Source organism: Streptomyces sp. NPDC043812, assembly GCF_056436245.1.
The window spans coordinates 90,891-112,649 of sequence record NZ_JBWKCY010000001.1; the positions used below are offsets into that span (position 1 = coordinate 90,891).

At 70.7% G+C, this 21,759-nt stretch carries 21 protein-coding genes and 1 pseudogene; 7 read left to right on the forward strand and 15 right to left on the reverse strand.

Annotation, left to right across the window (positions count from 1 at the left end; genetic code table 11):
* Positions 1–6: 6 nt before the first annotated feature.
* From AC067Z_RS00480 to AC067Z_RS00510, 7 genes and pseudogenes are all read right to left on the reverse strand, one after another.
* Positions 7–822, reverse strand: coding sequence for a class I SAM-dependent methyltransferase (locus AC067Z_RS00480; RefSeq protein ID WP_478787175.1), 816 nt, complete (start codon positions 820–822; stop codon positions 7–9).
* Between the two features lie 219 nt (positions 823–1,041).
* Positions 1,042–1,455 carry a hypothetical protein gene (locus AC067Z_RS00485; RefSeq protein WP_478787176.1) on the reverse strand — a complete coding sequence of 138 codons (414 nt, stop codon included), beginning with the start codon at positions 1,453–1,455 and terminating at the stop codon, positions 1,042–1,044.
* A gap of 58 nt (positions 1,456–1,513) precedes the next feature.
* The gene (locus AC067Z_RS00490; RefSeq protein ID WP_478787177.1) at positions 1,514–1,975 is read right to left on the reverse strand and encodes a hypothetical protein; all 462 of its coding nucleotides are present in this window, start codon (positions 1,973–1,975) and stop codon (positions 1,514–1,516) included.
* Between the two features lie 241 nt (positions 1,976–2,216).
* Positions 2,217–2,540: a helix-turn-helix transcriptional regulator gene (locus AC067Z_RS00495; protein ID WP_478787575.1), complete on the reverse strand. Its 324-nt coding sequence runs from the start codon at positions 2,538–2,540 to the stop codon at positions 2,217–2,219.
* A gap of 243 nt (positions 2,541–2,783) precedes the next feature.
* Positions 2,784–3,161 (reverse strand): annotated as a pseudogene (locus tag AC067Z_RS00500) (peptidoglycan bridge formation protein FemAB); the annotation flags it as partial.
* A 180-nt stretch (positions 3,162–3,341) separates the two neighbouring features.
* Positions 3,342–3,632 (reverse strand): transposase family protein, encoded by a 291-nt coding sequence (locus AC067Z_RS00505; protein WP_478787178.1) that lies wholly within the window; start codon positions 3,630–3,632, stop codon positions 3,342–3,344.
* 233 nt (positions 3,633–3,865) lie between these two features.
* On the reverse strand, positions 3,866–5,272 hold the full coding sequence (locus tag AC067Z_RS00510; protein WP_478787179.1) for an NCS2 family permease: 1,407 nt from the start codon (positions 5,270–5,272) through the stop codon (positions 3,866–3,868).
* Positions 5,273–5,441: 169 nt separating this feature from the next.
* Here AC067Z_RS00510 and AC067Z_RS00515 point away from each other — a divergent pair, with 169 nt between their 5' ends.
* Positions 5,442–6,674: an MFS transporter gene (locus tag AC067Z_RS00515; protein WP_478787180.1), complete on the forward strand. Its 1,233-nt coding sequence runs from the start codon at positions 5,442–5,444 to the stop codon at positions 6,672–6,674.
* Here AC067Z_RS00515 and AC067Z_RS00520 read toward each other — a convergent pair.
* Together AC067Z_RS00520 and AC067Z_RS00525 are read right to left on the reverse strand one after the other, a co-directional pair.
* Positions 6,617–7,771 carry a hypothetical protein gene (locus tag AC067Z_RS00520; RefSeq protein WP_478787181.1) on the reverse strand — a complete coding sequence of 385 codons (1,155 nt, stop codon included), beginning with the start codon at positions 7,769–7,771 and terminating at the stop codon, positions 6,617–6,619. The two genes, AC067Z_RS00515 and AC067Z_RS00520, sit on opposite strands and share 58 nt — an antisense overlap.
* Positions 7,768–8,745: a 5-dehydro-4-deoxyglucarate dehydratase gene (locus tag AC067Z_RS00525; protein WP_478787182.1), complete on the reverse strand. Its 978-nt coding sequence runs from the start codon at positions 8,743–8,745 to the stop codon at positions 7,768–7,770. The genes AC067Z_RS00520 and AC067Z_RS00525 overlap by 4 nt, the downstream gene beginning before the upstream one ends.
* A gap of 223 nt (positions 8,746–8,968) precedes the next feature.
* Between AC067Z_RS00525 and AC067Z_RS00530 the strand changes: the two genes are divergently transcribed.
* From AC067Z_RS00530 to AC067Z_RS00540, 3 genes are all read left to right on the forward strand, one after another.
* Positions 8,969–9,793 (forward strand): NAD-dependent epimerase/dehydratase family protein, encoded by an 825-nt coding sequence (locus tag AC067Z_RS00530; protein ID WP_478787183.1) that lies wholly within the window; start codon positions 8,969–8,971, stop codon positions 9,791–9,793.
* A gap of 67 nt (positions 9,794–9,860) precedes the next feature.
* Positions 9,861–10,079 (forward strand): hypothetical protein, encoded by a 219-nt coding sequence (locus tag AC067Z_RS00535; protein ID WP_478787184.1) that lies wholly within the window; start codon positions 9,861–9,863, stop codon positions 10,077–10,079.
* A gap of 91 nt (positions 10,080–10,170) precedes the next feature.
* Complete coding sequence (locus AC067Z_RS00540) at positions 10,171–11,388, forward strand: TerD family protein (RefSeq protein ID WP_478787185.1); 1,218 nt, start codon at positions 10,171–10,173, stop codon at positions 11,386–11,388.
* Positions 11,389–11,453: 65 nt separating this feature from the next.
* On the opposite strand, the gene AC067Z_RS00545 is transcribed toward AC067Z_RS00540, so the two are convergent.
* The 3 genes from AC067Z_RS00545 to AC067Z_RS00555 all read right to left on the reverse strand — a co-directional run bounded on the left by AC067Z_RS00545 (position 11,454) and on the right by AC067Z_RS00555 (position 14,829).
* The gene (locus AC067Z_RS00545) at positions 11,454–11,684 is read right to left on the reverse strand and encodes a hypothetical protein (RefSeq protein WP_478787186.1); all 231 of its coding nucleotides are present in this window, start codon (positions 11,682–11,684) and stop codon (positions 11,454–11,456) included.
* A gap of 114 nt (positions 11,685–11,798) precedes the next feature.
* On the reverse strand, positions 11,799–13,241 hold the full coding sequence (locus AC067Z_RS00550) for an alkaline phosphatase PhoX (RefSeq protein WP_478787187.1): 1,443 nt from the start codon (positions 13,239–13,241) through the stop codon (positions 11,799–11,801).
* 133 nt (positions 13,242–13,374) lie between these two features.
* The gene (locus AC067Z_RS00555) at positions 13,375–14,829 is read right to left on the reverse strand and encodes a hypothetical protein (protein ID WP_478787576.1); all 1,455 of its coding nucleotides are present in this window, start codon (positions 14,827–14,829) and stop codon (positions 13,375–13,377) included.
* Positions 14,830–15,136: 307 nt separating this feature from the next.
* On the opposite strand from AC067Z_RS00555, the gene AC067Z_RS00560 reads away from it, so the two are divergent.
* Positions 15,137–16,978 carry an endonuclease/exonuclease/phosphatase family protein gene (locus AC067Z_RS00560; protein ID WP_478787188.1) on the forward strand — a complete coding sequence of 614 codons (1,842 nt, stop codon included), beginning with the start codon at positions 15,137–15,139 and terminating at the stop codon, positions 16,976–16,978.
* Between the two features lie 145 nt (positions 16,979–17,123).
* Entirely contained in the window at positions 17,124–18,008 is an 885-nt protein-coding gene (dapA, locus tag AC067Z_RS00565) for a 4-hydroxy-tetrahydrodipicolinate synthase (RefSeq protein ID WP_478787189.1), read from the forward strand.
* An 8-nt stretch (positions 18,009–18,016) separates the two neighbouring features.
* Here dapA and AC067Z_RS00570 read toward each other — a convergent pair whose 3' ends face one another.
* Together AC067Z_RS00570 and dapD are read right to left on the reverse strand one after the other, a co-directional pair.
* The gene (locus AC067Z_RS00570) at positions 18,017–18,220 is read right to left on the reverse strand and encodes a hypothetical protein (protein WP_478787190.1); all 204 of its coding nucleotides are present in this window, start codon (positions 18,218–18,220) and stop codon (positions 18,017–18,019) included.
* A 120-nt stretch (positions 18,221–18,340) separates the two neighbouring features.
* Positions 18,341–19,342: a 2,3,4,5-tetrahydropyridine-2,6-dicarboxylate N-succinyltransferase gene (gene dapD / locus AC067Z_RS00575; protein ID WP_478787191.1), complete on the reverse strand. Its 1,002-nt coding sequence runs from the start codon at positions 19,340–19,342 to the stop codon at positions 18,341–18,343.
* A 199-nt stretch (positions 19,343–19,541) separates the two neighbouring features.
* On the opposite strand from dapD, the gene AC067Z_RS00580 reads away from it, so the two are divergent.
* Positions 19,542–20,573, forward strand: coding sequence for a DUF7847 domain-containing protein (locus tag AC067Z_RS00580; RefSeq protein ID WP_478787192.1), 1,032 nt, complete (start codon positions 19,542–19,544; stop codon positions 20,571–20,573).
* A gap of 73 nt (positions 20,574–20,646) precedes the next feature.
* Here the strand turns inward: AC067Z_RS00580 and AC067Z_RS00585 are convergent, their stop codons facing one another.
* Entirely contained in the window at positions 20,647–21,606 is a 960-nt protein-coding gene (locus tag AC067Z_RS00585; protein ID WP_478787193.1) for an esterase/lipase family protein, read from the reverse strand.
* Positions 21,607–21,759: the final 153 nt, after the last annotated feature.

Sequence of the window (21,759 nt, forward strand, 5' to 3'; positions counted from 1 at the left end):
TCCTCCTCATGCCGAATAGCGTTGCCGCAGGATCTTCTCCTTCTGCGTGCCCTCGGCGTTGTGACCCTTCTCGATGAAAACGAGGTTGTGGTAGAAGTGCATGCCGACGATGTTCCTGTCGGTGTATGACGGCTCGTAGGGCTCCGTCACGAATTCCTCGTAATTGAGGCCGTCCGTCAGACGTTTGAGCATCGCCATGGACGTGCCGGGATCGTCGACGTCGGCAGCCCCGCCCCATTCCGGCCAGTACGACGTCTGCGTGTCCTCCACCACGTAGATGCCGCCGTCCGCGAGCAGCGGGAAGAGCGTCCGGAACGAGGCGATGACGTGCTCCGGCCGGTGACTGCCGTCGTCGATGACGATGTCCAGCCGACCGATTTCCTCGACGATGGCCGTCAGCAGTTCGGCATCCGATTGATCTCCCTGGAAAACGCGGATGCGCGGCTCCTCCACGAAGGACTTGTCCTCGATGTCGAGGCCGAAGATGTTTCCTGCCGGGAAGAAGCCTTTCCACATGCGCAGCGAAGCACCCCCCTTGCCTTCGTGGGCGTAACCACCGATTCCGATCTCGAGCAGATTGACCGGCTGGTCGCACAGGTGCTCCAGATGCCGCTGGTAGTGGGGCGTGTAGCGGTGATCACCCCACTTGTCCGTGCGGAAGCGACGAGCCAGCCGGGTCAGATCCTCGTCCCCGGCCCGGCGGGCTCCCGACAGGGTGCGCGCATGGGCGGCGCTGGTGACGCCGCAGCGCCAGCACCGTTTCCCCATGCCGTCGACGGCGACGAAGTGGTGGTCGTGCGAGACATCCATAGCTTCTCCCATGGGCTGGCACCCTACGGTGCCGCGCGCCTCCTGCGGAACACGCGAGCGCCGTCGGAAGAGGTCATGTGAACGGGGCTTCGGCGTAGTCGTGTGTTGTCCGGTTCGTGATCATGTGAGGCCGAGTAGGCGGTGCTCCTGCCCGCGAGCGGTAGGGCCGACGCAGCCCGCTCCCGGCCCCCACGCGTGTGGAGGAGGCGGGAGCGGGCGCGGGGAGGCGGGTCAGACGCCGCCCGCCGTCACGCACAGCGGCTGGGTCCCCTTGATGTAGCTGCCGCCGACATTCATCCAGAAGACCGCGCACCAGCGGTCACCGTTCGCACCGTCCTGGTATCCGGACCAGTAATGCGTGCGGTCCTTCCATTCCCCGTCCGTGCTGTTATTGATGGTGCCGTGCGGGCCGTACAGCTCCCAGTGGCCCAAGTTCGTTTTGGTGGAGGCACGGACCTCCATTTTGACGACGTCGGCGTCGACCAAGTCACCCTCGAAGTCCACACACAACGTGTGGGAAATGAAAAGTGTGGTCGACTGACAACGCGTCCGGTCCTGCGGTGCGGCCTCGGCGGCAGAGGCGGAGGCGGAGGCGATTCCCGCCAGGACGATTCCCGCGGCCACCGCGGCGGCCATGCGCTTCATGCTGTCGTTCTTCCTTTCGGAGAGGGCGTACGGAGTTTCGGGCGGACGCGTGCCGGGCTCAGAAGAAGACCGGGCTGCAGGCGGTGTCCACGAGGCCGCCCGCTTCGTAGAGGCTGGCGCAGACGCGCGAGGCGTCGCGGGGCATCATGACCGGGACCTCGAACCGGGCTTCCTCGTCGTGCCGCCTGCCGCCCCACGAGCGGTCCCTGCTGAACATCTCCCTGTTCTGGGCGTCCAGGATCCGGACGTGGATGCGCGGGTTGCCCACGCCGAAGACGGAGATGAAGTCCCCCGCGATCGCGTTGAAGTACTTGGGCGACTGGGCGTCCCATCCGACGCACAGGAGGCTCACGTTCCCTTGAATCTTGGTACAGCCCTCGCCCACCGCGGCGGATGCGGGCCCGGCGGACGCCATGGTGGCCAGAACGGCCCCCGCGCCCGCCAGGGCGAGACCGCGCCGGGTCAGCCGGGCCCCCCGGTTCCGCCGCGTCTTCCGATTCTCGTTTTTCTGCAAGGACATGCCGTGCCTTTCGGGATTCCGGTCAGGAGAAAAGCCCGTCGGGAAATTGCCGTGTTCCGGGCTCGGTTGCAGCGTATGAATGGCGGACGACCGCCGTCTATCCGTTCTCCGCCGAGTGGTCCGCGCTTATCGGATTGCCGGAACGGCCCGAATCCGTCCCGCTCCGGCGGATACGCCCCCGGAGAGGAAAACGGACCCCGGGATTCCCGGGGCCCGTTCCTGAAACGGTCCTGAGCAGGCCTCAAAGCGGCGGGCTCCAGCGCCTTTCGGCGGTGCGGGACGGCACCTGCCCGTACGCCTCGCGGTAGTACGCGGCGAACCGGCTCAGGTGGGTGAAGCCCCAGCGCGTCGCGACCTCGGCGACCGTCCCGGACGCGGATCCGTCCGCGATGCTCAGCAGGTCCTGGTGCACCCGGTCCAGCCGTACGCGCCGCAGGTGGGCCGCCGGGGTGGTCCCGAGGTCGATCCGGAAGCGGTCCTGGAGGGTACGAGGGCTGACCCGCGCCGCCGCGGCCATGTCCGCGACCGACACCGGCTCACCCGCGTGTTCCTCGCAGTACGCCATGGCCCGTCGCACGGCACGCGGCAGCGCCGGATGAGCATGCGCGGGCAGGGCGGCGGAGTGGTCGGGCGCCTGGAGGTCCACCAGGCCGTGCACGAGGACCTGTTCGAACTGCGCGAAGGCCCGCGCGGTCCCCAGCCACGCGGCCACCGCCGGGTCGCCGTCCGCGAGGGCGGGGGCGAAACGCAGGGCGGCGGCGGGCGGTTCGCCGGTCTGCGCGGTGACAGCGTTGTCCACCGCCACCTCGGCTAAGGCGCCCGCGCGGCGCAGGTGTTCCATCAGCGGACCGAGCCAGCCGTCGATGTCGGGGGCGTTCCCGTCGGCGACGGGCCCTTCGGGGAGGTAGGCGAAGTACTTGCGGGTACCGGGGAGTTGCCGTAGCAGCACCAGTGCCACGCCCATCAGCGCACCCGCCTCCGGATCCGGCCCCCAGCCGAGCAGTTGGGCGCGCCAGCCCTCCTTGACGTCGGCCCAGGACGGGCACTGGAGGAAGCCGGCGCCGAGGGCCGCGCCGTCGGGGGACGCGAGGAAGGCGCGGTACGTCTCCGCGGTGATGGTTCGAAGGGCCATGCCCGGATTCCGTGCGTAGGGCACGCGGCTGGGCGGCACGAGCAGCGCTGACACAGTCTGAACCTCCTTCTCCCCGGGCCTGTCGCGGGGACACAACGGATGCTCACAGCGGCCCATGACCGCCCCGTCCGACGCTCGTGACGGGACCATGACCGTTCCTCACCAGTCGCCGTCATATTGCTCCATAGCGGCTGACCTCGGGTTTTCCGGCTCTACAGTCATGGCATCGCCGAGTCACCCACCCCGTTCTCGACCTTCCCGGAGGTCCTGTTGCCCCACACACGTGATGAGCGCATCGGCAGCCCACTCGCCGATGGCCGGCAGTGAGGTCGCGCCGGTAAGCACAGCGCAGGCGGCCGGCGCCGGCACATACACCAGGCCGTGGCGCACGCCGCGGGGCTTGCGCGGATCGGGGACAGCGGCCAACCGGTTCAGCGGCCCGGGCGGTTCATGTTCCGCTGCGTCAGGCTGGTCACGGAGTTGGTCAAGGACGGGCGGGATCGGAGAGGATACGACAGCAGGCACGGACTTCCGTAGAGATCACTGGACTCGACACCCACATGATCTTGGAAGCTCGTGCCTGTCCCTCATCCGGGCCACCACCGGCACACACCGGGAAAACCCACTCGAGCCGCGACTACGCCGAAGCCCTGGTCATGTGAAGGGTCCCGCCCCGGCAGTGCGCTGTCCGGATCGGGCAGCGCGGATCCGGCCTCACGCAGCTGTGCGAGGAGCCGGCATCCGCTCCCGCGGGCCGGTCACTTGACTCCGAGCAGTTGCTCGATCGGGTCGATCGCGAAGTAGACCGCGAAGAGCGCCGATGTGCCCCACAGCAGCCAGTGCACCTCGCGTGCCCTGCCCAGTACGGACTTGATGACGACGTAGGCGATGAAGCCGGCGCCGATGCCATTGGTGATGGAGTAGGTGAACGGCATGACGGCGATCGTCAGGAACGCCGGGATGGCGATCTCGTACTTCTCCCAGTCGATGTGCCGCACCTGTGCCATCAGCAGGAAGCCGACGGCAATCAGCGCGGGCGCGGCCGCCTGGGCGGGGACGACCGTGGCGAGCGGGGTGAGGAACAGCGCGAGGCCGAACAGCGCGCCGGTGACGACGGACGCGAGGCCCGTGCGGGCGCCTTCGCCGACGCCTGCCGCGGACTCGATGTAGGAGGTGTTGGAGGAGGCGGACGCCGCGCCGCCGACTGCCGCGGCGGCGCCGTCGATGAGCAGGACGCGGCCGAGGTTCGGCACCTTGCCCTTCTCGTCGAGCAGTCCGGCCTCGCTGGACACGCCGACGACCGTGCCCATGGTGTCGAAGAAGTCACTGAGGATCAGCGTGAAGACGAGCAGGACGATGGTGACGACGCCGACCTGCTCGAACGCTCCGAACAGGCTGAAGGAGCCGACGAGTCCGAAGTCGGGCGCGGCGAGGACGTCGTCCGGCACGGCGGGCACGGTCAGTCCCCACGCGAGCGGGTCGATCGTGGCGATCTCGTTGACGACGATCGCGAGGGCGGTCGTGGCGACGATGGAGAGGAGGATCGCCCCGCGTACTTTGCGTGCCATCAGCGCGACGGTCAGCAGCACGCCGACGCAGAAGACGAACACCGGCCAGCCGGAGAGATGACCACTCGCGCCCAGCTGCACGGGCACGGAGCCGGTGTCGCCGGGGATGCGGGTGACGAAGCCCGCGTCGACGAATCCGATGAACGCGATGAAAAGGCCGATGCCGACGCTGATGGCCTGCTTCAGCGACTGCGGAATGGCGTGCATGACGGCCTCGCGCAGCCCCGTGAGGACCAGGACACAGATCAGGATGCCTTCGATGACGATCAGGCCCATGGCGTCCGGCCAGCTCATGAGCGGTGCGATCTGGAAGGCGACGACGGCGTTGAGGCCGAGCCCGGCGGCGATGGCGAGCGGCAGATTGCCGCCGAGGCCCATGACGGCGGTCATCACGGCGGCCACCAGAGCGGTGACGGTGACCAGTTGGGGCCCGGACAACTGCTGGCCGAACTTGTCGGCAGCTCCGCCGAGGATGATGGGATTGAGCACGAGGATGTAGGCCATCGTGAAGAACGTGGCGAACCCGCCGCGTATCTCACGGGAGTAGGTCGAACCACGGGCGCTTATCCGGAAGTAGCGGTCGACCTTGGCTGACATGGCGCTCCTCGAAGACGTGATCCGGTCGGCAGGTAGCTGGATTGTGCCGAGGACAAGGGCGCTTCAGGTTGTAACAGTGTTACGTCTTCTCCGGAAGGTAGGGCGAGTGCCCGATGCTGTCGGCCCTCCTTAGCTGCCACGGTCCTTGCGGGAGCAGGGAGGTGTGCGGATGCGCGGGAGTGCGCGAGCGGTGCTTCGGGACCGCAATGCGGGTCTGTACCTGTCCGGGGTGGTGGTGTCCGGGTTCGGTACGTCCGCGATGTGGCTGGCGGCCGGGATCTGGGTCAAGTCGCTGACCGGCTCGGACTCGTTGGCGGCGCTGACGACGTTCACGATGTGGGCGCCGACCCTGATCGGCCCGCTGCTGGGCGCGGTCGCCGACCGGGTTCCGCGCAGACGTCTGCTGATCGGGTCGAATCTCGCGATGACCCTCGCCCTGCTGCCGCTCCTCGCCGTCGACTCGGCGCAGCGTGTGTGGATCCTGTTCGCCGTGCTGGCCGTCTACGGCGTCTGCGGGGTGGTCCAGGACGCGGCGGAGGCGGGCCTCGTCGCCACCGCTGTCGACCACCGGCTGCTGGGCGACTTCAACGGCCTGCGCATGACGGCGAACGAGGGCATGAAACTGCTCGCCCCCCTGGCCGGCGCGGCGTTGTTCACCCGGTTCGGCGGCGCGTCGGTGGCCGTCCTGGACGCCGTGTCGTTCGCCGCGGCAGCCGGGATCCTCGCGATGCTGCGCGTGCCGGAACCGGAACCGGCAGAGCGGCAGCCGCTGCTCGCAGGGGCCCACCACCTGTGGCGCTCCCCCGCCGTGCGGCCCCTGGTCCTGGGAGGCGCCGCGGCGATGGGGCTCGCCGGGCTCAACGGAGCGCTGGCCTTCGCCGTGACGGACAAGGTTCTGGAACGCTCCCCCGCGTTCGTGGGCGTTCTCTACGCGGCGCAGGGCGCGGGCTCGGTGGCGAGCGGCCTGCTGGCCGGCCCGTTGCTGCGCCGTCTCCCGGAGCGTGTGTTCGCCGCGGCGGGCATCGCCCTGTTCGCGACGGCGGTCGCTCTGCGCGCGCTGCCGTACGACGCCCTCGCCCTCGCGTGCAGCGCGGCGATCGGCCTGGGTCTGCCGTGCGTGCTGATCGCGGCGATGACCGCGGTGCAGCGGGGAACCCCGAACGCGGTGGTCGGTGGCACGGCGGCGACCGCGAGCACCCTCATGTTCCTGCCGAACGCGGTGACACTGGCCGTCGGCGCGGGCCTCGTCGCCGTCCTGGACGTCCGCACGCTGCTGCCGGCGATCGGTGTGGTGGGGCTGTTGGCGGCAGCGCTCCTCGCGCGCCGCCGCCGGCACCCAGGCGGTCAGGACAGCGCCGAGCGCACCGCCCGCAGGTCCGCGTCGGACGCCAGTCCCGCGTGATACAGGCGCAGTTCCGTCGCCCCCGCGGACACCGCCCGCGCGGCGTCCGCCGCCAGGGTGGCGGGTGATCCGCCCATCCCCGCCACGACCGTGAGGTTCGCGGCGAGCACGGCGCGCTCCGGTGCCACCTGCGCGAACGGCTCCAGAAGCTGCGGCCCGCCCGTGCACGGCACCACCACGCCGTCCGCAACGGACAGGATGTGCGCCGGGTCGACCCCCACGTTCGCGCCGCAGTGGTGCGCCACCGGGTCGGCGTGGAGCAGCACCTGGAAATCGCTCGCAGCGGCGCCGCGGACGGCGGCGACCACGGCCTCCTGGAGTGTGCGGGCAGTGTCCGTACGGAACGTCAGCGTCGCGTCCGCCCGTTCCTCCCCGAGCAGTTTCCCGATCGAGGTGTCGGGCGGGACCTCTCCCCGCCACAGCGGGCCGAGCGCCTGCCGCACGGCTTCGGCGAGCTGTTCAGGGTCGAGGCCGTGCGCCGCGTAGCCGTCACTGCAGGACGGACAGAAGCACAGCGACATCAGATACTGGGCCGCGTCCCCGAGTTCGACCGCGGCGATCTTGTCGTGGCCGTGCAGATGGGCGAGCCCGTACCAGCCGCACGACTCCAGTTCGGTACCGCTCGCGCCGGGCCGGACGGCCGCTTCGGCGGCGAGCGCGACGAGGTGGTCGCGGACGGAGGGCTGCGCGATGCAGGGCGCCCAGGGGTAGCGGTCGCCGTATGCGTTGACGACGGAGGTGGCCGGATACTCGGCCCCGCGACGGGAGTTGTGCGCGAGGACCACCCAGCTGTGCACCTCCAGCCCGGCGCCCGCGAGGGCGGCCGCGGCCTCTCCGTAGGCGTCGCCCGCCGCCCACTGACCCGCCTCGTACGGGCGCAGCTCGCTGTTCGCCCACCGCCCGGTGTCGGGCGGATAGAGCACGGCGGCGTGCTCGGCGGTGACGATCCGGTGTCGCGGGTGGCGCGGGGTGAGGGCCCGGGTCGAGTGGTAGGCGGCGGCGAGGGTCACCTGCCGGACGCCGAGGTCCGCGATGCGAGCCGCGGCGTCCGGGTCGCCGACCACGTCCCAGGGGTAGAGGAACGCGGACGTCTTCACGCGTCCTCCTCCAGCAGCGCACGGCCGGCCTCGATGAGTCCGGCGAGCGCCTCCAGGTGCGCGGGCGCCGGCTCGGACAGCGGCGGCCGCACCTCCCCGACCTCGAGTCCATCGAGCCGTACGCCCGCCTTCACGAGCGATACGGCGTATCCGCGGCCCTCGTTGCGCAGTTCGACGAGCGGCACGAAGAAGCCGTCGAGGAGACGGTTGACCGTCTTGTCGTCGCCGGATGCGAGGGCACGGTGGAAGGCGTTCGCGATGTCGGGCGCGAAGGCGAAGACGGCGGAGGAGTAGAGGCTGATGCCGATGCCGCGGTAGGCGAGGCCGGTGAGCTCGGCGGTGGGCAGCCCGTTGAAGTAGAGGAAGTCCCGCTCGGGCACCTCGCGGCGCACGGCGCTCACGATGCGCTGCATGAGGTCGAGGTCGCCGTAGCCGTCCTTGAGGCCGATGATCTTCTCGACCCGGGCCAGTTCGACGACGGTCTCGGGGGTGAAGACAGCGTTGTCGCGCTGGTAGACGACGACGTCGAGCGAGGTGGCCGCGGCGAGCGCGGTGTAGTGGCGCACGAGGCCGGGCTGGTCGGCCACGACGAGATAGGGCGGCATGGCGAGCAGCCCGTCCGCGCCTGCCTCCTCCGCGATCCGCGCGAACTCGACGGCGAGCGCTGTGCCGTAGCCCGCGCCGGCGACCACGGGGACCTGGCCCGCGGTCTCCTCGACGGCCGCCGCGACACAGAGGCGGAACTCCTCCGGGGACAGTGCGTGGAACTCGCCGGTGCCGCAGCAGGCGAAGACCGCGGCCGCACCGGCGTCGATGCCCCTGCGCACATGGGCACGGAACGCGCCGAGGTCGAGGCCGCCGTCCGGTCCGTACGCGGTGACGGGGAAGAACAGGGGCCCTCTGCCCCGGGTGAGCCGGACGGCGAGGGGATCGGCGGCGAGCGGGTCTGAGGTCACTGGCGCTCCCTGGGCCATGCACCGAGCCCGACAGCTCCGTGCACAATTCTGATTGACGTCTACATTTCTGAACAACGCCACGCTAAGGCAGCCGCCGCGCGCCGGTCAAGACGGGAAGCTGCATCCCAGGCACGGAATCGACCTCTCCGCGCGACACTTGACGCTGCAGGGGCGGCCTCCCTAGCGTGTCCATGCATGTGAATGTCGTCCATGGATCTGAGTACAGCGAGGAGAACCACCCATGCCCGCTCCCCGTACCGTCCTGCTCACCGGCGCCGCCGGCGGCCTCGGCACGCTGATGCGCGGACTGCTGCCCGCCTACGGCTACGAACTCCGCCTCTTCGACGTCCACCCCATCGAAGGGGAGCCGGACGCGGTCACGGCCGATCTCGCGGACAGGGAGGCGCTGCGCGAGGCCGTACGGGGGGTCGACGCGATCATCCATCTGGCGGGCATTTCCCTCGAGGCCTCCTTCGACAAGATCCTCCGCGCCAACATCGAGGGCACCTACAACCTCTACGAGGCCGCCCGCGAGGAAGGCGTGGGCAGGATCGTCTTCGCGTCCAGCAACCATGCCGTCGGCTTCGTCCCCCGACCCGGCGGCGACGCGCCCGTGGACCCGGGCGCGCTCATCCCCGTCGAGACCCGACACCGCCCGGACACCTACTACGGGCTCTCCAAGTGCTTCGGCGAGGACCTCGCACAGCTCTACTGGGACCTGCACGGCCTGGAGACCGTCTCGGTGCGCATCGGCTCGTGCTTCATGGAGCCGACCTCCGTGCGGATGCTGTCCGTGTGGATGAGCCCCGGCGACGGCGCCCGGCTGTTCCACGCCGCCCTCACCGCCGAGAACGTCGGCCACGCCGTCGTCTACGGATCCTCGGCCAACACCCGCCTGTGGTGGGACCTGTCGACCGCCCGGGCGCTCGGCTACGAACCGCAGGACGACTCCGAGCAGTACGCCGACAAGCTCGTGGCCGAGCACGGCGAGCTCACCCCCGACAACCCGGCGCACGCGCACCTGGGCGGCCACTTCACCACCGATCCGCCCCGGTGGCCGCACTGACGCCGGAGGCACGCACGGCGCGGAAATTCGCGCGCTCCGCGGGCCCGCCCGGGCCAGGATGTCGTTCATGGCCGGACCCTCAGGATTCAGTTACGTGCAGCGCGGCGACGGCACGGTCGTCATCACCCACCGGGGCCGCACCGCGGGCACCCTGCGGGGCGGCCGTGCGGCGAAGTTCCTCGCGGAGGCGGAGACGGGCGACGCCCAGCTCGTGATGGCGCGCTGGACCGGCGCCTATCGGTTCGGCAACGAGCGGACGGCGCGCAACCGCCCCCGCAACCGGTAGGCACGGCCTCCCCCGCAGCGTCAGCCCGGCCGGGACGGCTCCTGCGAAAGAGTAAGGGAACGGTAAAGCCACCTCGCTCGTTACCCCTGTCATGACAGCTATGACCCCCGGCTCGAACATCCCCCTGAGCGCCGCGCGCGTGGCGGTCGACGTCGCCGCACCGGTGCGGCTCGACGTATCGGGCCTGCTGCTCACCGCCGACGGCAAGGTGCGCTCCGACGAAGACTTCATCTTCTACAACCAGCCGCAGGGCGCCGGCGTCACCTACCGCTCCGGCGGCGGCACCGCCCCGGACGCGATCGTGGTGGACACGGCGGCGGTCCCGCCCGGCATCGAGAAGATCGTCGTGACGGCGAGCCCGGACGCGGCGGGCCAGACGTTCCAGGGCATCGAGCCCACCGCCACCATCCGCAACGCCGACGACGGCAGCGCGCTCGCCAGTTTCACCCCTCCGCAGCTGGGCTCCGAGACCGCCCTGGTGGTCATCGAGATCTACCTGCGCAACGGTGCGTGGAAGGCCCGTGCGGTGGGCCAGGGCTATGCGAACGGCCTTGCGGGCATCGCCACCGACTTCGGTGTCTCCGTCGACGAGGAGCCGGCAGCGGCACCGGCCGCAGCGGCCGCGCCCCCGATGCCCTCCGCACCGCCCGCCGACCCCCGGATCGACGCGACCAAGCCGGCGGCGGCGCCCGCGACGCCCGCGGCCCCGGCCGCACCCGCGCCCGGCGCGGGAAAGATCAACCTGGACAAGGGCCGGGTCAGCCTCCAGAAGAACCAGACCGTGTCCCTGGTCAAGGGCGGCCGCCCGCTGCTCTCCCAGGTCAAGATGGGTCTCGGCTGGGAGCCCGCGTTCCGCGGCAAGGACATCGACCTCGACGCCTCCGTGATCGCGTACGGCCCCAACCGCAACCACCTGGACAGCTGCTACTTCGGCAAGCTCGCCATCCTGAACGGCGCCGTCAAGCACTCCGGCGACAATCTGACGGGTGAGGGCGCGGGCGACGACGAAGTCATCGTGGTCGACCTCGGCAGGCTCCCCGCGGACGCCACGGGTCTGGTGTTCACGGTCAACTCCTTCTCGGGACAGAAGTTCACCGAGGTCGCCAAGGCCTACTGCCGGCTGATCGACGCCGCCACCGGCGAGGAGCTGGTCCGCTTCGACCTGACCGGCGCGGAGCCGCAGACCGGCGTGATGATGGCAAAGCTGATCAAGCAGTTCACCGGGGAGTGGGAGATGACCGCGATGGGCGACTTCGTGAAGTCCCGCACCGTGCGCGGCATGGTCAAGCCCGCCGCCCAGGCCCTGTGAAACTGCCGCCGGGGGTGCCCGTCCAGCGACGGACACCCCCGGCGGAGATGCTTCTCGAAATGTCCTCAGAGTTTCGCCAGCTTGGCGAACGGACTGAGGATGCGGCCTTGTCTCCCGGAGAAGTCGACAGTCACAGCAGCGTTGTCTCCCTCCACAGAGAGGATTCGGCCGAGGCCGAACTGGTCGTGGGACACCCGGTCGCCCACTTCGTACTGCTCGATCGGCTGCTCTTCCGGGGCGGGGCGGTTGAAGGGACTGGACGGCAGGTGGCGCCGGGAACCGGCTGACTTAGTCATTGTCTGGAGTATGCGCCCCCGAGGGCCCCCGACGCCACGTCCGGAGCCTCACATCCGGCGCCGGGTCCGCGCCGGCACCCGTCCATGGGTGACGTTCGGTACACGGTCGGGCACTCAGTGGCGGTGCGGCTGACGCTTCCAGGGGCCGGTGATCGCCAGCATGATGCCGGGCGTCTGGATGCTCGCGTACAGGGTCCTGCCGTCGGGCGAGAAGACGACCCCGGCGAATTCGCTGAAGTCCGGGTCGTCCTCGGTGCCGAGATTGAGCTCGTTACGGGCGATCGGATAGGTGCGGCCGCTGTCCGTGGCCCCGATCAGGTGCTGCACACCCTCGCCGTCCTCGGCGATGATCAGTCCCCCGTACGGGGACACCGTGATGTTGTCCGGGCCGTCGAAGGCCCCGTCCACGGACGGGTCGGGGTTCACCCCGAGCAGCACCTTCAGGGTCAGCGTCCGGCGGCGCGGGTCGTAGAACCAGACCTGGCCGTCGTGCTGCTCGGGGCTCTCCTCCCGGGCGTACGAGGAGACGACGTACGCGCCCCCGTCGGCCCACCACATGCCCTCGAGCTTGCGGCCGCGGGTGACCTCGCTGTCGGTGAACTGCTTGCGCACGGAGACGGTCTTCGCATCGGGGTCGGGCACATCGGTCCAGTCCACGCCGTAGACCGTGCCGACCCGCGTGGCGCGGGACAGGTCGTCGACGAACCGGCCGCCGGAGTCGTAGCACGTGGCGGCCTGCAGCGCGCCGGCCTCGTCGGCGAGGGTGCGCAGCCGGCCGCGGCCGTGCCGGAAGCCGTGCGGCGGAACCCAGCGGTAGAGCAGCCCGTTGGGGCCGGAGGCGTCCTCGGTGAGGTACAGGTGACCGCGCTTGGGGTCGACGACGACGGCCTCGTGGGCGAAGCGCCCGAGTGCCTTGACGGGCTCGGGGGCGCGGTTGGCGCGGCGGTCGTAGGGGTCGACCTCGAAGACATAGCCGTGGTCCTTGGTCATGCCGCTCTGGCCGGCCCTGACCTCGGTCTCCTCACAGGTGAGCCAGGTGCCCCACGGGGTGGTGCCACCGGCGCAGTTCTGCACCGTGCCGGAGATGCCGACCCACTGCGCGGTCCCACCGCTGCGGTGTCGCTCGACGACGGTGCAGCCGCCGGGCGCCGCGGGGTCGTAGACGAGGCCCTCGGCGAGCGGGACCGGGTGGGCGACCTGGCTGCGGGCGCCGCTGAGCTCGTGGTTGACGACGAGCAGGGTCGCACCGCGCGGGCCCTCGAACGTGGCGGTGCCGTCGTGCTTGCCGGGCGTGAACTCCCCCGAGTCCAGCTTGGTGACGCCGGTGCGGGTGACGACGCGGTACGAGAACCCGGCGGGCAGCGCGAGGATGCCGTCGGGGTCGGGCACGAGAGGCCCGTAGCCGGGCTCGCCGTGCCCCGTGCCGCCGGTGTGTGCGCTCTCCTCGGCCGCGAGGGCGCCGGGAGCGGTGGCGAGCGAACCGACGGCGCCGGTGAGGGCGACGCCCGCGCCGGTGAGAGCGGACTGTCTGGTGAATTCCCTGCGACTGAGTGACATCGACGTCTCCAAGGGACCTGCCGGCAGATGTGGGCCACACCCTTGCGCCCCCACATGACCGGCACTTGAACGCCGCCCGACATCGAGAGAGACCGCGCACGGGCCTGCCTGCTGGGGCACAGGCCCCCGGACGTCAGCGCTGTCCGCGCGACCGCGCCTTGAACGCCGCCTTGCGGGCCTCCTTCGCCAGCCGCTTGTCCCGGTGCAGACGGCCCATGGCCTCCAGCACGTCCGCCGTCGCCGGGTGCTCCACGCGCCACGCCGCCTCGAAGAAGCCGCTGTGCTGGCCGACCAGGCTCTCCACGAGGTCCTGGAGCTCCTCGAGCTCCCCGTCCGCGTCCAGTTGCGCGGCGATCGTGTCGACGGCCAGCCAGAAGATCATCGCCTCGGGCGGTGCCGGAATGTCCGCGGCGCCTCGTTCCGCGAGCCAGACCCGCGCCAGACCGCCCAGTTCCGCGTCGTCGAGGACCGCGCGGACCGCGGGCTCGGCGTGCGGGCCGACCAGAGCGAGCGCCTGCTGGCAGTGCAGCCTGCGCAGGGGAGCGCCCCGGTCGCCGCCGCGGGCAGCGGCGAGGAGTTCGCGGGCCGCGTCGGCCGGGGTGCGCAGGGCCAGCCACTGTTGGGTCTCGGCCCGCGCGGCGAGCTCAGGGAAGTGGGTGAGCCCGTCGAGGAGTACATCGGCGCCCTTGTCCGCGAGGTCGCCGACCGCGGGCGCCTCCACCCCGGCTTCGAGCATCCGGGAGCGGATGCCGTAGAGGCCGAGCGGGGTGAGCCTGACCATGCCGTAACGGGAGACGTCCTCGTCGTCGGCGGGCGGGGCGGCCTCCTCCGCCGCCTCGCCCTCCTCGGCCATCAACGCCTCGTCGACGGGCCGGTATTCGACGAGGCCGACGGGCTCCAGCAGCCGGAACTGGTCGTCGAGGCGCATCATCGCCTCGGAGACCTGTTCCAGCACCTCGTCGGTCGGCTCGGCCATGTCGTCGGGCACGATCATCGACGCGGCGAGCACCGGCAGCGGTACCGGCATGTCACCCGCGCCGCCCTCGGTGACGGTGAGCAGGTAGAGGTTACCGAGGACCCCTTCGAGGAACTCGGCCTCCGCCTCGGGGTCCCAGTCGAGAGCGTCGAAGTCGATCTCGCCGTCGTCGCCGATGACATCGGAGATGTCGTCGAGCACGGGGGCGGCGGCGTCCGCGAGGACGACGTCCAGGGCGTCCAGCCACAGTCCGAGGATGTCCTGCGGCGATCCCCCGACCAGGGTCAGGTTGTAGCCGGCGACAGCCTCTGCGTCGGCCTCCTCGTCCTGCGGGTCCTCGACCTCCACGAGTCCGGTGTCGACGGCGACGCGCCACGCCTCGCTCGCGAGGGCGGGTCCGTCGTCGTCCGTGGCGTCGAAGCCCAGTTCCCGTGCGGCGTCGGGGAGTTGCTCGTCGACGAGTTCGCCGCCGACCCCGACCCGCGTCCCTGGTCCCGCCCAACGGGCGAGCCTGACGGCCCTGGCGAGCAGCGGGGCGACGAGCGCGGCCCGCGCCAGCTCCGCCTCCGGGTGCAGCCGGACCGGCGGAAGGATGGGTCGGTCTTCGGGCATCTGGTCGTTCTCCTCCGCGACGTACGGGATCCGGGCGTACGGGATCCGGGCGGTGTCAGCGTAGACGTATTTCACCGGGTTTCGCCGCGAGCCCGGAACGGAGCCACCCGCGGGGTGGCCACGAAGCGTCCAGGACCGCTGCCCGGTTCCGTGCGAGGGGTGCGGGTTCATCCGGGCGTCGGCCGCCGTACACCCTTCGACCCTTGACAACTGCCCTGCCGAGACAAGAGATTGACGCGCGTAGAACCTGTAGTGCTGCCAAGGAGTGTCCGCAGCACTCCTCAACCCTCATCACCGGAGTACCTTGATGCCTTCCTCCGTCGTACCGAGACTGCCCGCCGTCGCCGCCGTCGTCGCCGCCGCGCTGGCCGCGGGCCTGCTCGCCGGTTCCACCGGCGCGACCGCCGCCGAGACCGCCCCGGTGCGCATCCACGACATCCAGGGCGCCACCCGCACGTCCCCGCTCGTGGGGCAGCAGGTCGCCGACGTACCGGGCATCGTCACGGGCGTTCGGACGTACGGCTCCCGGGGCTTCTGGTTCCAGGACCCGCAGGCCGACGACAACGCGGCCACCAGTGAAGGCGTCTTCGTCTACACCGGATCCGCCCCGACGGTCGCCGTCGGCGACCAGGTGCTCGTCTCGGGCACGGTCGGCGAGTACATCCCCGGCGGCACGTCCTCCGGCAACCAGTCGCTGACCCAGATAGCCAAGCCGACCGTGACGGTCGTCTCGGCAGGCAACGAACTGCCCGCTCCCGTCACGATCTCGGCCTGGTCGGTGCCCTCCGCATACGCACCCGAGGGCGACCCGGCCGCCGACAACAGCATCAACAGCCTGCCGCTGCGGCCGCGCACCTATGCGCTGGACTACTACGAGTCGCTCGAGGGCAGCAACGTCCGCGTCGGCACCTCCCGCGTCGTCGGCGCGACCGACCCGTACGCGGAGCTGTGGGTGACGGTCAAGCCGTGGGAGAACGACAACCGCCGCGGCGGCACCGTCTACAGCTCCTACACCGCGCAGAACACCGGCCGCCTGCAGATCCAGTCGCTGACGCCGCTGGCCGAGCAGCCGTTCCCCAAGGCGAACGTCGGTGACGTGCTCGCCGGCCGGACGGAGGGGCCGCTGGACTTCAACCAGTTCGGCGGTTACACGCTGACCGCCCGCACGCTCGGCACGGTCCACGACCGCGGCCTGGAGCGCGAGGAGACCCGCCCGCAGCGCAGCGGCGAGCTGGCGGTGGCCACGTACAACGTGGAGAACCTGGACCCGTCCGACCCGCAGGAGAAGTTCGACGCCCTGGCGAAGGCCGTCGTCGAGAACCTCGCGTCGCCGGACATCCTCGCGCTGGAGGAGATCCAGGACGACAACGGCGCGAAGAACGACGGCACGGTGGCGGCCGGTCAGACGGTGCAGAAGTTCACGGACGCGATCGTCGCCGCCGGTGGCCCTGCGTACGAGTGGCGTTCCGTCGACCCGCAGAACAACAAGGACGGCGGCGAGCCCGGCGGCAACATCCGCCAGGTGTTCCTGTTCAACCCGGAGCGGGTCTCGTTCACGGACCGCGCCGGCGGCGACGCGACGACCGCGACCGGTGTCGTGCGCGGGGAGCGCGGGCGCCCGGCGCTGACGCTGTCGCCCGGCCGCGTCGACCCGGCGAACACCGCCTGGGACAACAGCCGCAAGCCGCTGGCGGGCGAGTTCAGCTTCCGCGGCCGGCCCGTCTTCGTGATCGCCAACCACTTCGGCTCGAAGGGCGGCGACGAGTCCCTCGTCTCCCACCACCAGCCGCCGAACCGTTCCTCCGAGGCCAAGCGGCTGCTGCAGGCGCAGGCGGTCAACACGTTCGTCAAGGACATCCTCAAGGTGGACCGCAGGGCCGACGTCCTGGTGCTGGGTGACATCAACGACTTCGAGTTCTCGGCGACGACGAAGGCGCTCACGGACGGCGGCGCGCTGTACCCGGCGGTCAAGTCCCTGCCGCGCTCGGAGCGTTACTCGTATGTCTTCCAGGGGAACAGCCAGGTGCTGGACCAGATCCTGACGAGCCCGTCGATCGACGACTTCTCGTACGACAGCGTCCACATCAACGCGGAGTTCGCGGACCAGAACAGCGACCACGACCCGCAGGTGCTGCGCTTCCGCCCGTAGCGGCCACGCCTCGCTCCGGGGTGTGCGGCCCGCTCATGTCAGCGGGCCGCACGCCCACGGGTCGGGCCATCTCTTAGCGTTGCTTCACCCTCACCCGAAGCAGATTTAACTGGAGCTACCGGCCGCTGCCGCGCACACTGCGACCATGTCCCTTTCACACCCCTTCGGCCGCGCCCTGTGCGCGATGGTCACGCCCTTCACCGACGAAGGCTCCCTCGATCTCGACGGCGCGCAGAAGCTCGCCGTGCAGCTGATCGACGACGGCTGCGACGGTCTCGTGCTGTCGGGCACCACCGGCGAGTCACCCACCACCTCCGATGCGGAGAAGTCCGCGCTGGTCCGGGCGGTGGCCGAGGCGGTGGGCGACCGCGCGACGATCGTCGCGGGCGTCGGCACGGCGGACACCCGCCACACCGTCGAGCTCGCGCGCGCGGCCGAGGCAGCGGGCGCGGACGGCCTGCTGGTCGTCACGCCGTACTACAGCCGCCCGCCTCAGCCCGCGGTCGAGGCGCACTTCCGCCGGGTCGCCGACGCGGTCGGCATTCCGCTGATGCTCTACGACATCCCCGGACGCACGGGCACCAGGATCGAGCCGGAGACGATGCTGCGGCTCGCGGACCATCCGCGGATCGTGGCCGTCAAGGACTGCGCGTACGACCTTCTGGGGAGCTCGAAGGTCATCGCCGGCAGCGGGCTCGCCTACTACTCGGGCAGCGAGGAGATGAACCTGCCGCTGTACGCGGTGGGCGGCGCCGGGTTCGTGTCGACGGTGGCCAATGTCGCCGCCCCCGCGCTGCGGGCCGTGCTCGACGCGTACGACCGCGGTGACAACTCGGCTGCAGCCGCGCTCCACCAGCTCTCGTTGCCGCTGGTGGAGTCGATGATGGCTGCCGGGCTGCCCGGCGCGGTGACCGCCAAGGCGCTGCTCGGCGCGCTCGGCCGGCCCGGTGGACCGGTCCGGGAACCGCTGCAGCCCGCCGGCCGCGATGCGGTCGACGGGCTGCTGGAGGCGTACGCCCGGCTGTCCTGAGGCGCCGGTCAGTCCCGGGTGGACGTGCTGCCGAGGATCGCCGCGTGTTCGAGCACGTCCTCCAGCGGATCGTCGATCTGGCCGGTCGAGATCAGGGTGACACTGTGGCCGTTGTGCGCGTCGGTGTGCGTCTCGTCGGCATGTGCGATGCCGTGCGACGTCACCGCCGCGAACAGCACGCACATGCCGAGAGCGGTCAGCCTGGTCTTCATGTCGGTTCCTCGCCTTACCGGTGCGGTACAGGGCCGTGCGACTCTGCGTCGGCCTGCCTATCCGCCCATGGTCAGCAGAGGTTACGCAGAGTCACACGATGGAAGGGAGGAACCCGTCGGTCAGTTGTGGCTGTGGAGCACGTCGTTGAGGCCGCCCCACACCGCGTTGTTCGGGCGGGCCTCGACGGTGCCCGTGACCGAGTTGCGGCGGAAGAGGATGTTGCTCGCGCCGTTCAGCTCACGCGCCTTGACGACCTGGCCGTCGGGCAGCGTGACCCGGGTTCCGGCGGTGACGTACAGCCCCGCCTCGACGACGCACTCGTCGCCGAGTGCGATGCCGACGCCCGCCTCGGCGCCGACGAGGCAGCGCTCGCCGATGACGATCCGGACGTTGCCGCCGCCGGACAGGGTGCCCATGGTGGAGGCGCCGCCGCCGATGTCGGAGCCGTTGCCGACGACGACTCCGGCGGAGATCCGGCCCTCGACCATGGAGGTGCCGAGCGTGCCCGCGTTGAAGTTGACGAAGCCCTCGTGCATGACGGTGGTGCCCTCGGCGAGGTGTGCACCGAGCCGGACGCGGTCGGCGTCGGCGATCCGCACGCCCTTCGGGGCGACGTAGTCCGTCATCCTCGGGAACTTGTCGACCGACGTGACCTGCAGGTGCAGACCCTCGGCACGGGCGTTGAGGCGCACGGTCTCCAGCTGGTCGACCGCGACGGGACCGAGGCTGGTCCACGCGACGTTGGCGAGCAGCCCGAAGACACCGTCCAGGTTCTGCCCGTGCGGCTCGACCAGGCGGTGCGAGAGCAGGTGCAGACGCAGGTACGCGTCGTGGGCGTCGAGCGGCTTGTCGTCGAGCGAGGCGATGACGGTGCGGACGGCGACGACCTCGACACCGCGGCGGGCGTCGGGGCCGACGGCCTTGGCGGCACCGGCGCCGAGGAGCTCGACGGCGCGCTCGGCGGTCAGCCGCTCGGTGCCGGCGGGACCGGGCTCCGCGGCGAGCTCCGGGGCGGGGTACCAGGTGTCGAGGACGACGCCGTCGGCGGTGATGGTTGCCAGGCCGGCGGCCACGGCGCCGGTGATGCGCTGAGCAGTGGTGCTGTCGGACGAGTCAGTCATGACAGGAAACCTAACCGGCCGGGGCCCGCTCGGGCGAACCGGTCTCAGGACGTGGCGCTCCGGTTCACGGGCCCGCCTGCCGCCGCCGGCACGCCGACCGCTACGGTGTCCCGGCCGAACAGCAGTCGCACACGGGGGAGAACCACCAGTGGCCTACGGAAACACGCCCTATGCAGGCCCACCCGCCTGGGGCGGTGCGATGCCGCCGAGACCTCCCAGGCCCGGCGTCATACCCCTCGGCCCGCTCGACCTCGGCGACATCATGAACGGGGCGTTCCGCACGCTGGGCCGTCACTGGAAGCAGCTGGTCGGCCTCGCACTCGCGGTGTACGGCGTGAGCATCGTGCTGGTCGTCGCGGCGCTGGGCCTCGGCTATCTGGCGGTCTCCGACCCGCTGCACCGGCTGTTCGACCTCCCGGCCGGGGTGGATCCGGGCAAGGAGGACATCGTCCCGCTGGTGGCCGCCTTCGTCGTCGTGTACGTCTTCGCCCTGGTGGTGATGATGCTCGCCAACACGGTGATCTACGCCGCCTGCCACACCGTCCTCCAGGACGCGACCCTCGGCAAACCGACGGACATCGGCTCCGTGTGGCGCCGGGCACGCAGTCGCATGCCCGCCGTGCTGGGCAGCCTCCTGCTCACGGGGCTGATCGCGGCCGTTCCGATCCTCCTGATGATCGCCGCCTTCATCGGCATGGTCATGACACTGATCGCCTTGGCCTCGGACACGGCGGACGGCTACGCGTGGCTGATCGCGCTCGGCATGCTCGGCATGCTGGTGACCGGCCCGGTGGCGGCCTGGCTGTGGGTGAAGTTCAGCCTCGCTCCGGCCGCCGCGGTCTTCGAGGGCCAGGGCGTCGTCGCCTCCCTGTCCCGCTCCTCCCAGCTGGTGCGCGGCTCGTGGTGGCGCACCTGCGGCATCTCGTTGATGGCCTATCTGGCGGCAGCGATCGCGAGCTACCTCGCCCAGCTGCCGCTCTCGCTGATGAGCGGTCCCGGGGCTGCCATGTCGGACCCCGCTGACGGGCCCCCGGTCGGCCTGCTCGTCACGCTGGGGGTGATCGGCCTGATCGGCTCACTGATCGGCCAGCTCCTGTCGGCGATCCTCCCGCAGCTGGTCCTGGGTCTGATCTACATCGACCGCCGTATCCGCACGGAGAACCTGGCTCCGGTCCTCATCGAGGCCGCGGGCATCCCGCCGCAGGGACCGCAGGACGCCCCCGCGCACTGAGGCCCGGCTTCACCCTGGCACGCAAGGACCCTGCCCCCCGGCTTCCGGGTGACAGGGTCCTTCCGCTGCGGAATCAGAAAGGCATGCCGTAGCCCCGGCATGCGGGCCGGAAGTCGGCGGGACCGTCCGCGAGTGCGTTCATGGTCAGCTGCAGGGTCGGGTCGTCGTTGAACAGCCCCATGTGGCCCGCCTTGTCGTCGGGGCACCTGTCCTGCAGAACGATGTTGTTGACGTCCTTCCCTTCCAGGGCCTGGCTGCGGTACGGGGTGACGACGAATTCCTGCTTGGTCATGATCACGGTGTAGCCGGGCCCGTCCGGCACCGTGGGGCCGTCGGCCCACAGCTCCTTGGTGTAGTCGCTGGAGTACGTCTGGTCGATGACGCCCTGGAACCCTGCCGTGTTCGACAGCCCGGTGACGAAGCCCATGGCGCTCAGCGCGTTGCCGAGGCGGACGACACCGTTCAGGTCCGTACCGTGGGAACTGGGCGCCCAGCCGACGTAGTGGTCGACCTTCTTGGCCCCGTCCATCTTCTTCATCCACCACATCGGCACGCTCCCGCCGAGCGAGTGGCCGACGATGTCCACCTTCTCGGCGCCGGTGGCCTGTTGGACCTTCGTGACGAAGGCATCCAGCTGCGCGGCCGACGTTTTGTTGGAGTCCAGTCCGCTCACCCGGCCCAACGAGTGCGGCGTGAGGCCGTAGTTCATGGCGTAGACGCAGTAGCCGTTGTTCTTCAGACGCGGCGCTGCCTTCACGAAGTTGGCGCCGATGTTGAAGAACGTGCCCGGCAGCATGACCACCGGGTTGGGGTGCTCGGCGCTCGGCGTGCACGACCAGTCATTGGCCCCGCGCACCTTCCCCGGGGAAACCGCGAAGTTCCACAGAGCCTCGGCAACGCCCCCCTCCCGCAAGGGCTTCTCCTCCGCGGCCTGGGCGGGGGCGGCGGAGCAGGTGGTGAGGGCGGCTGCGGTGACGGCGACTGCGGTCACAGTGGTGCGGCTTCTGCGCGCGTAGGACGCGAACCGTGACATGGGGGGATCACTCCTGTGAGTCGATCAGCCCGGCCCGGGCTGATGGTCGGGTGGCGCCGGGCGGACGCGGCGTCCGGACCGGTTGCCTGGGCGACGACGTCCCGTCGGTCGACGGCCACGGGCCCGACGACAGCCCCCGGCTCCCGCGGTCCC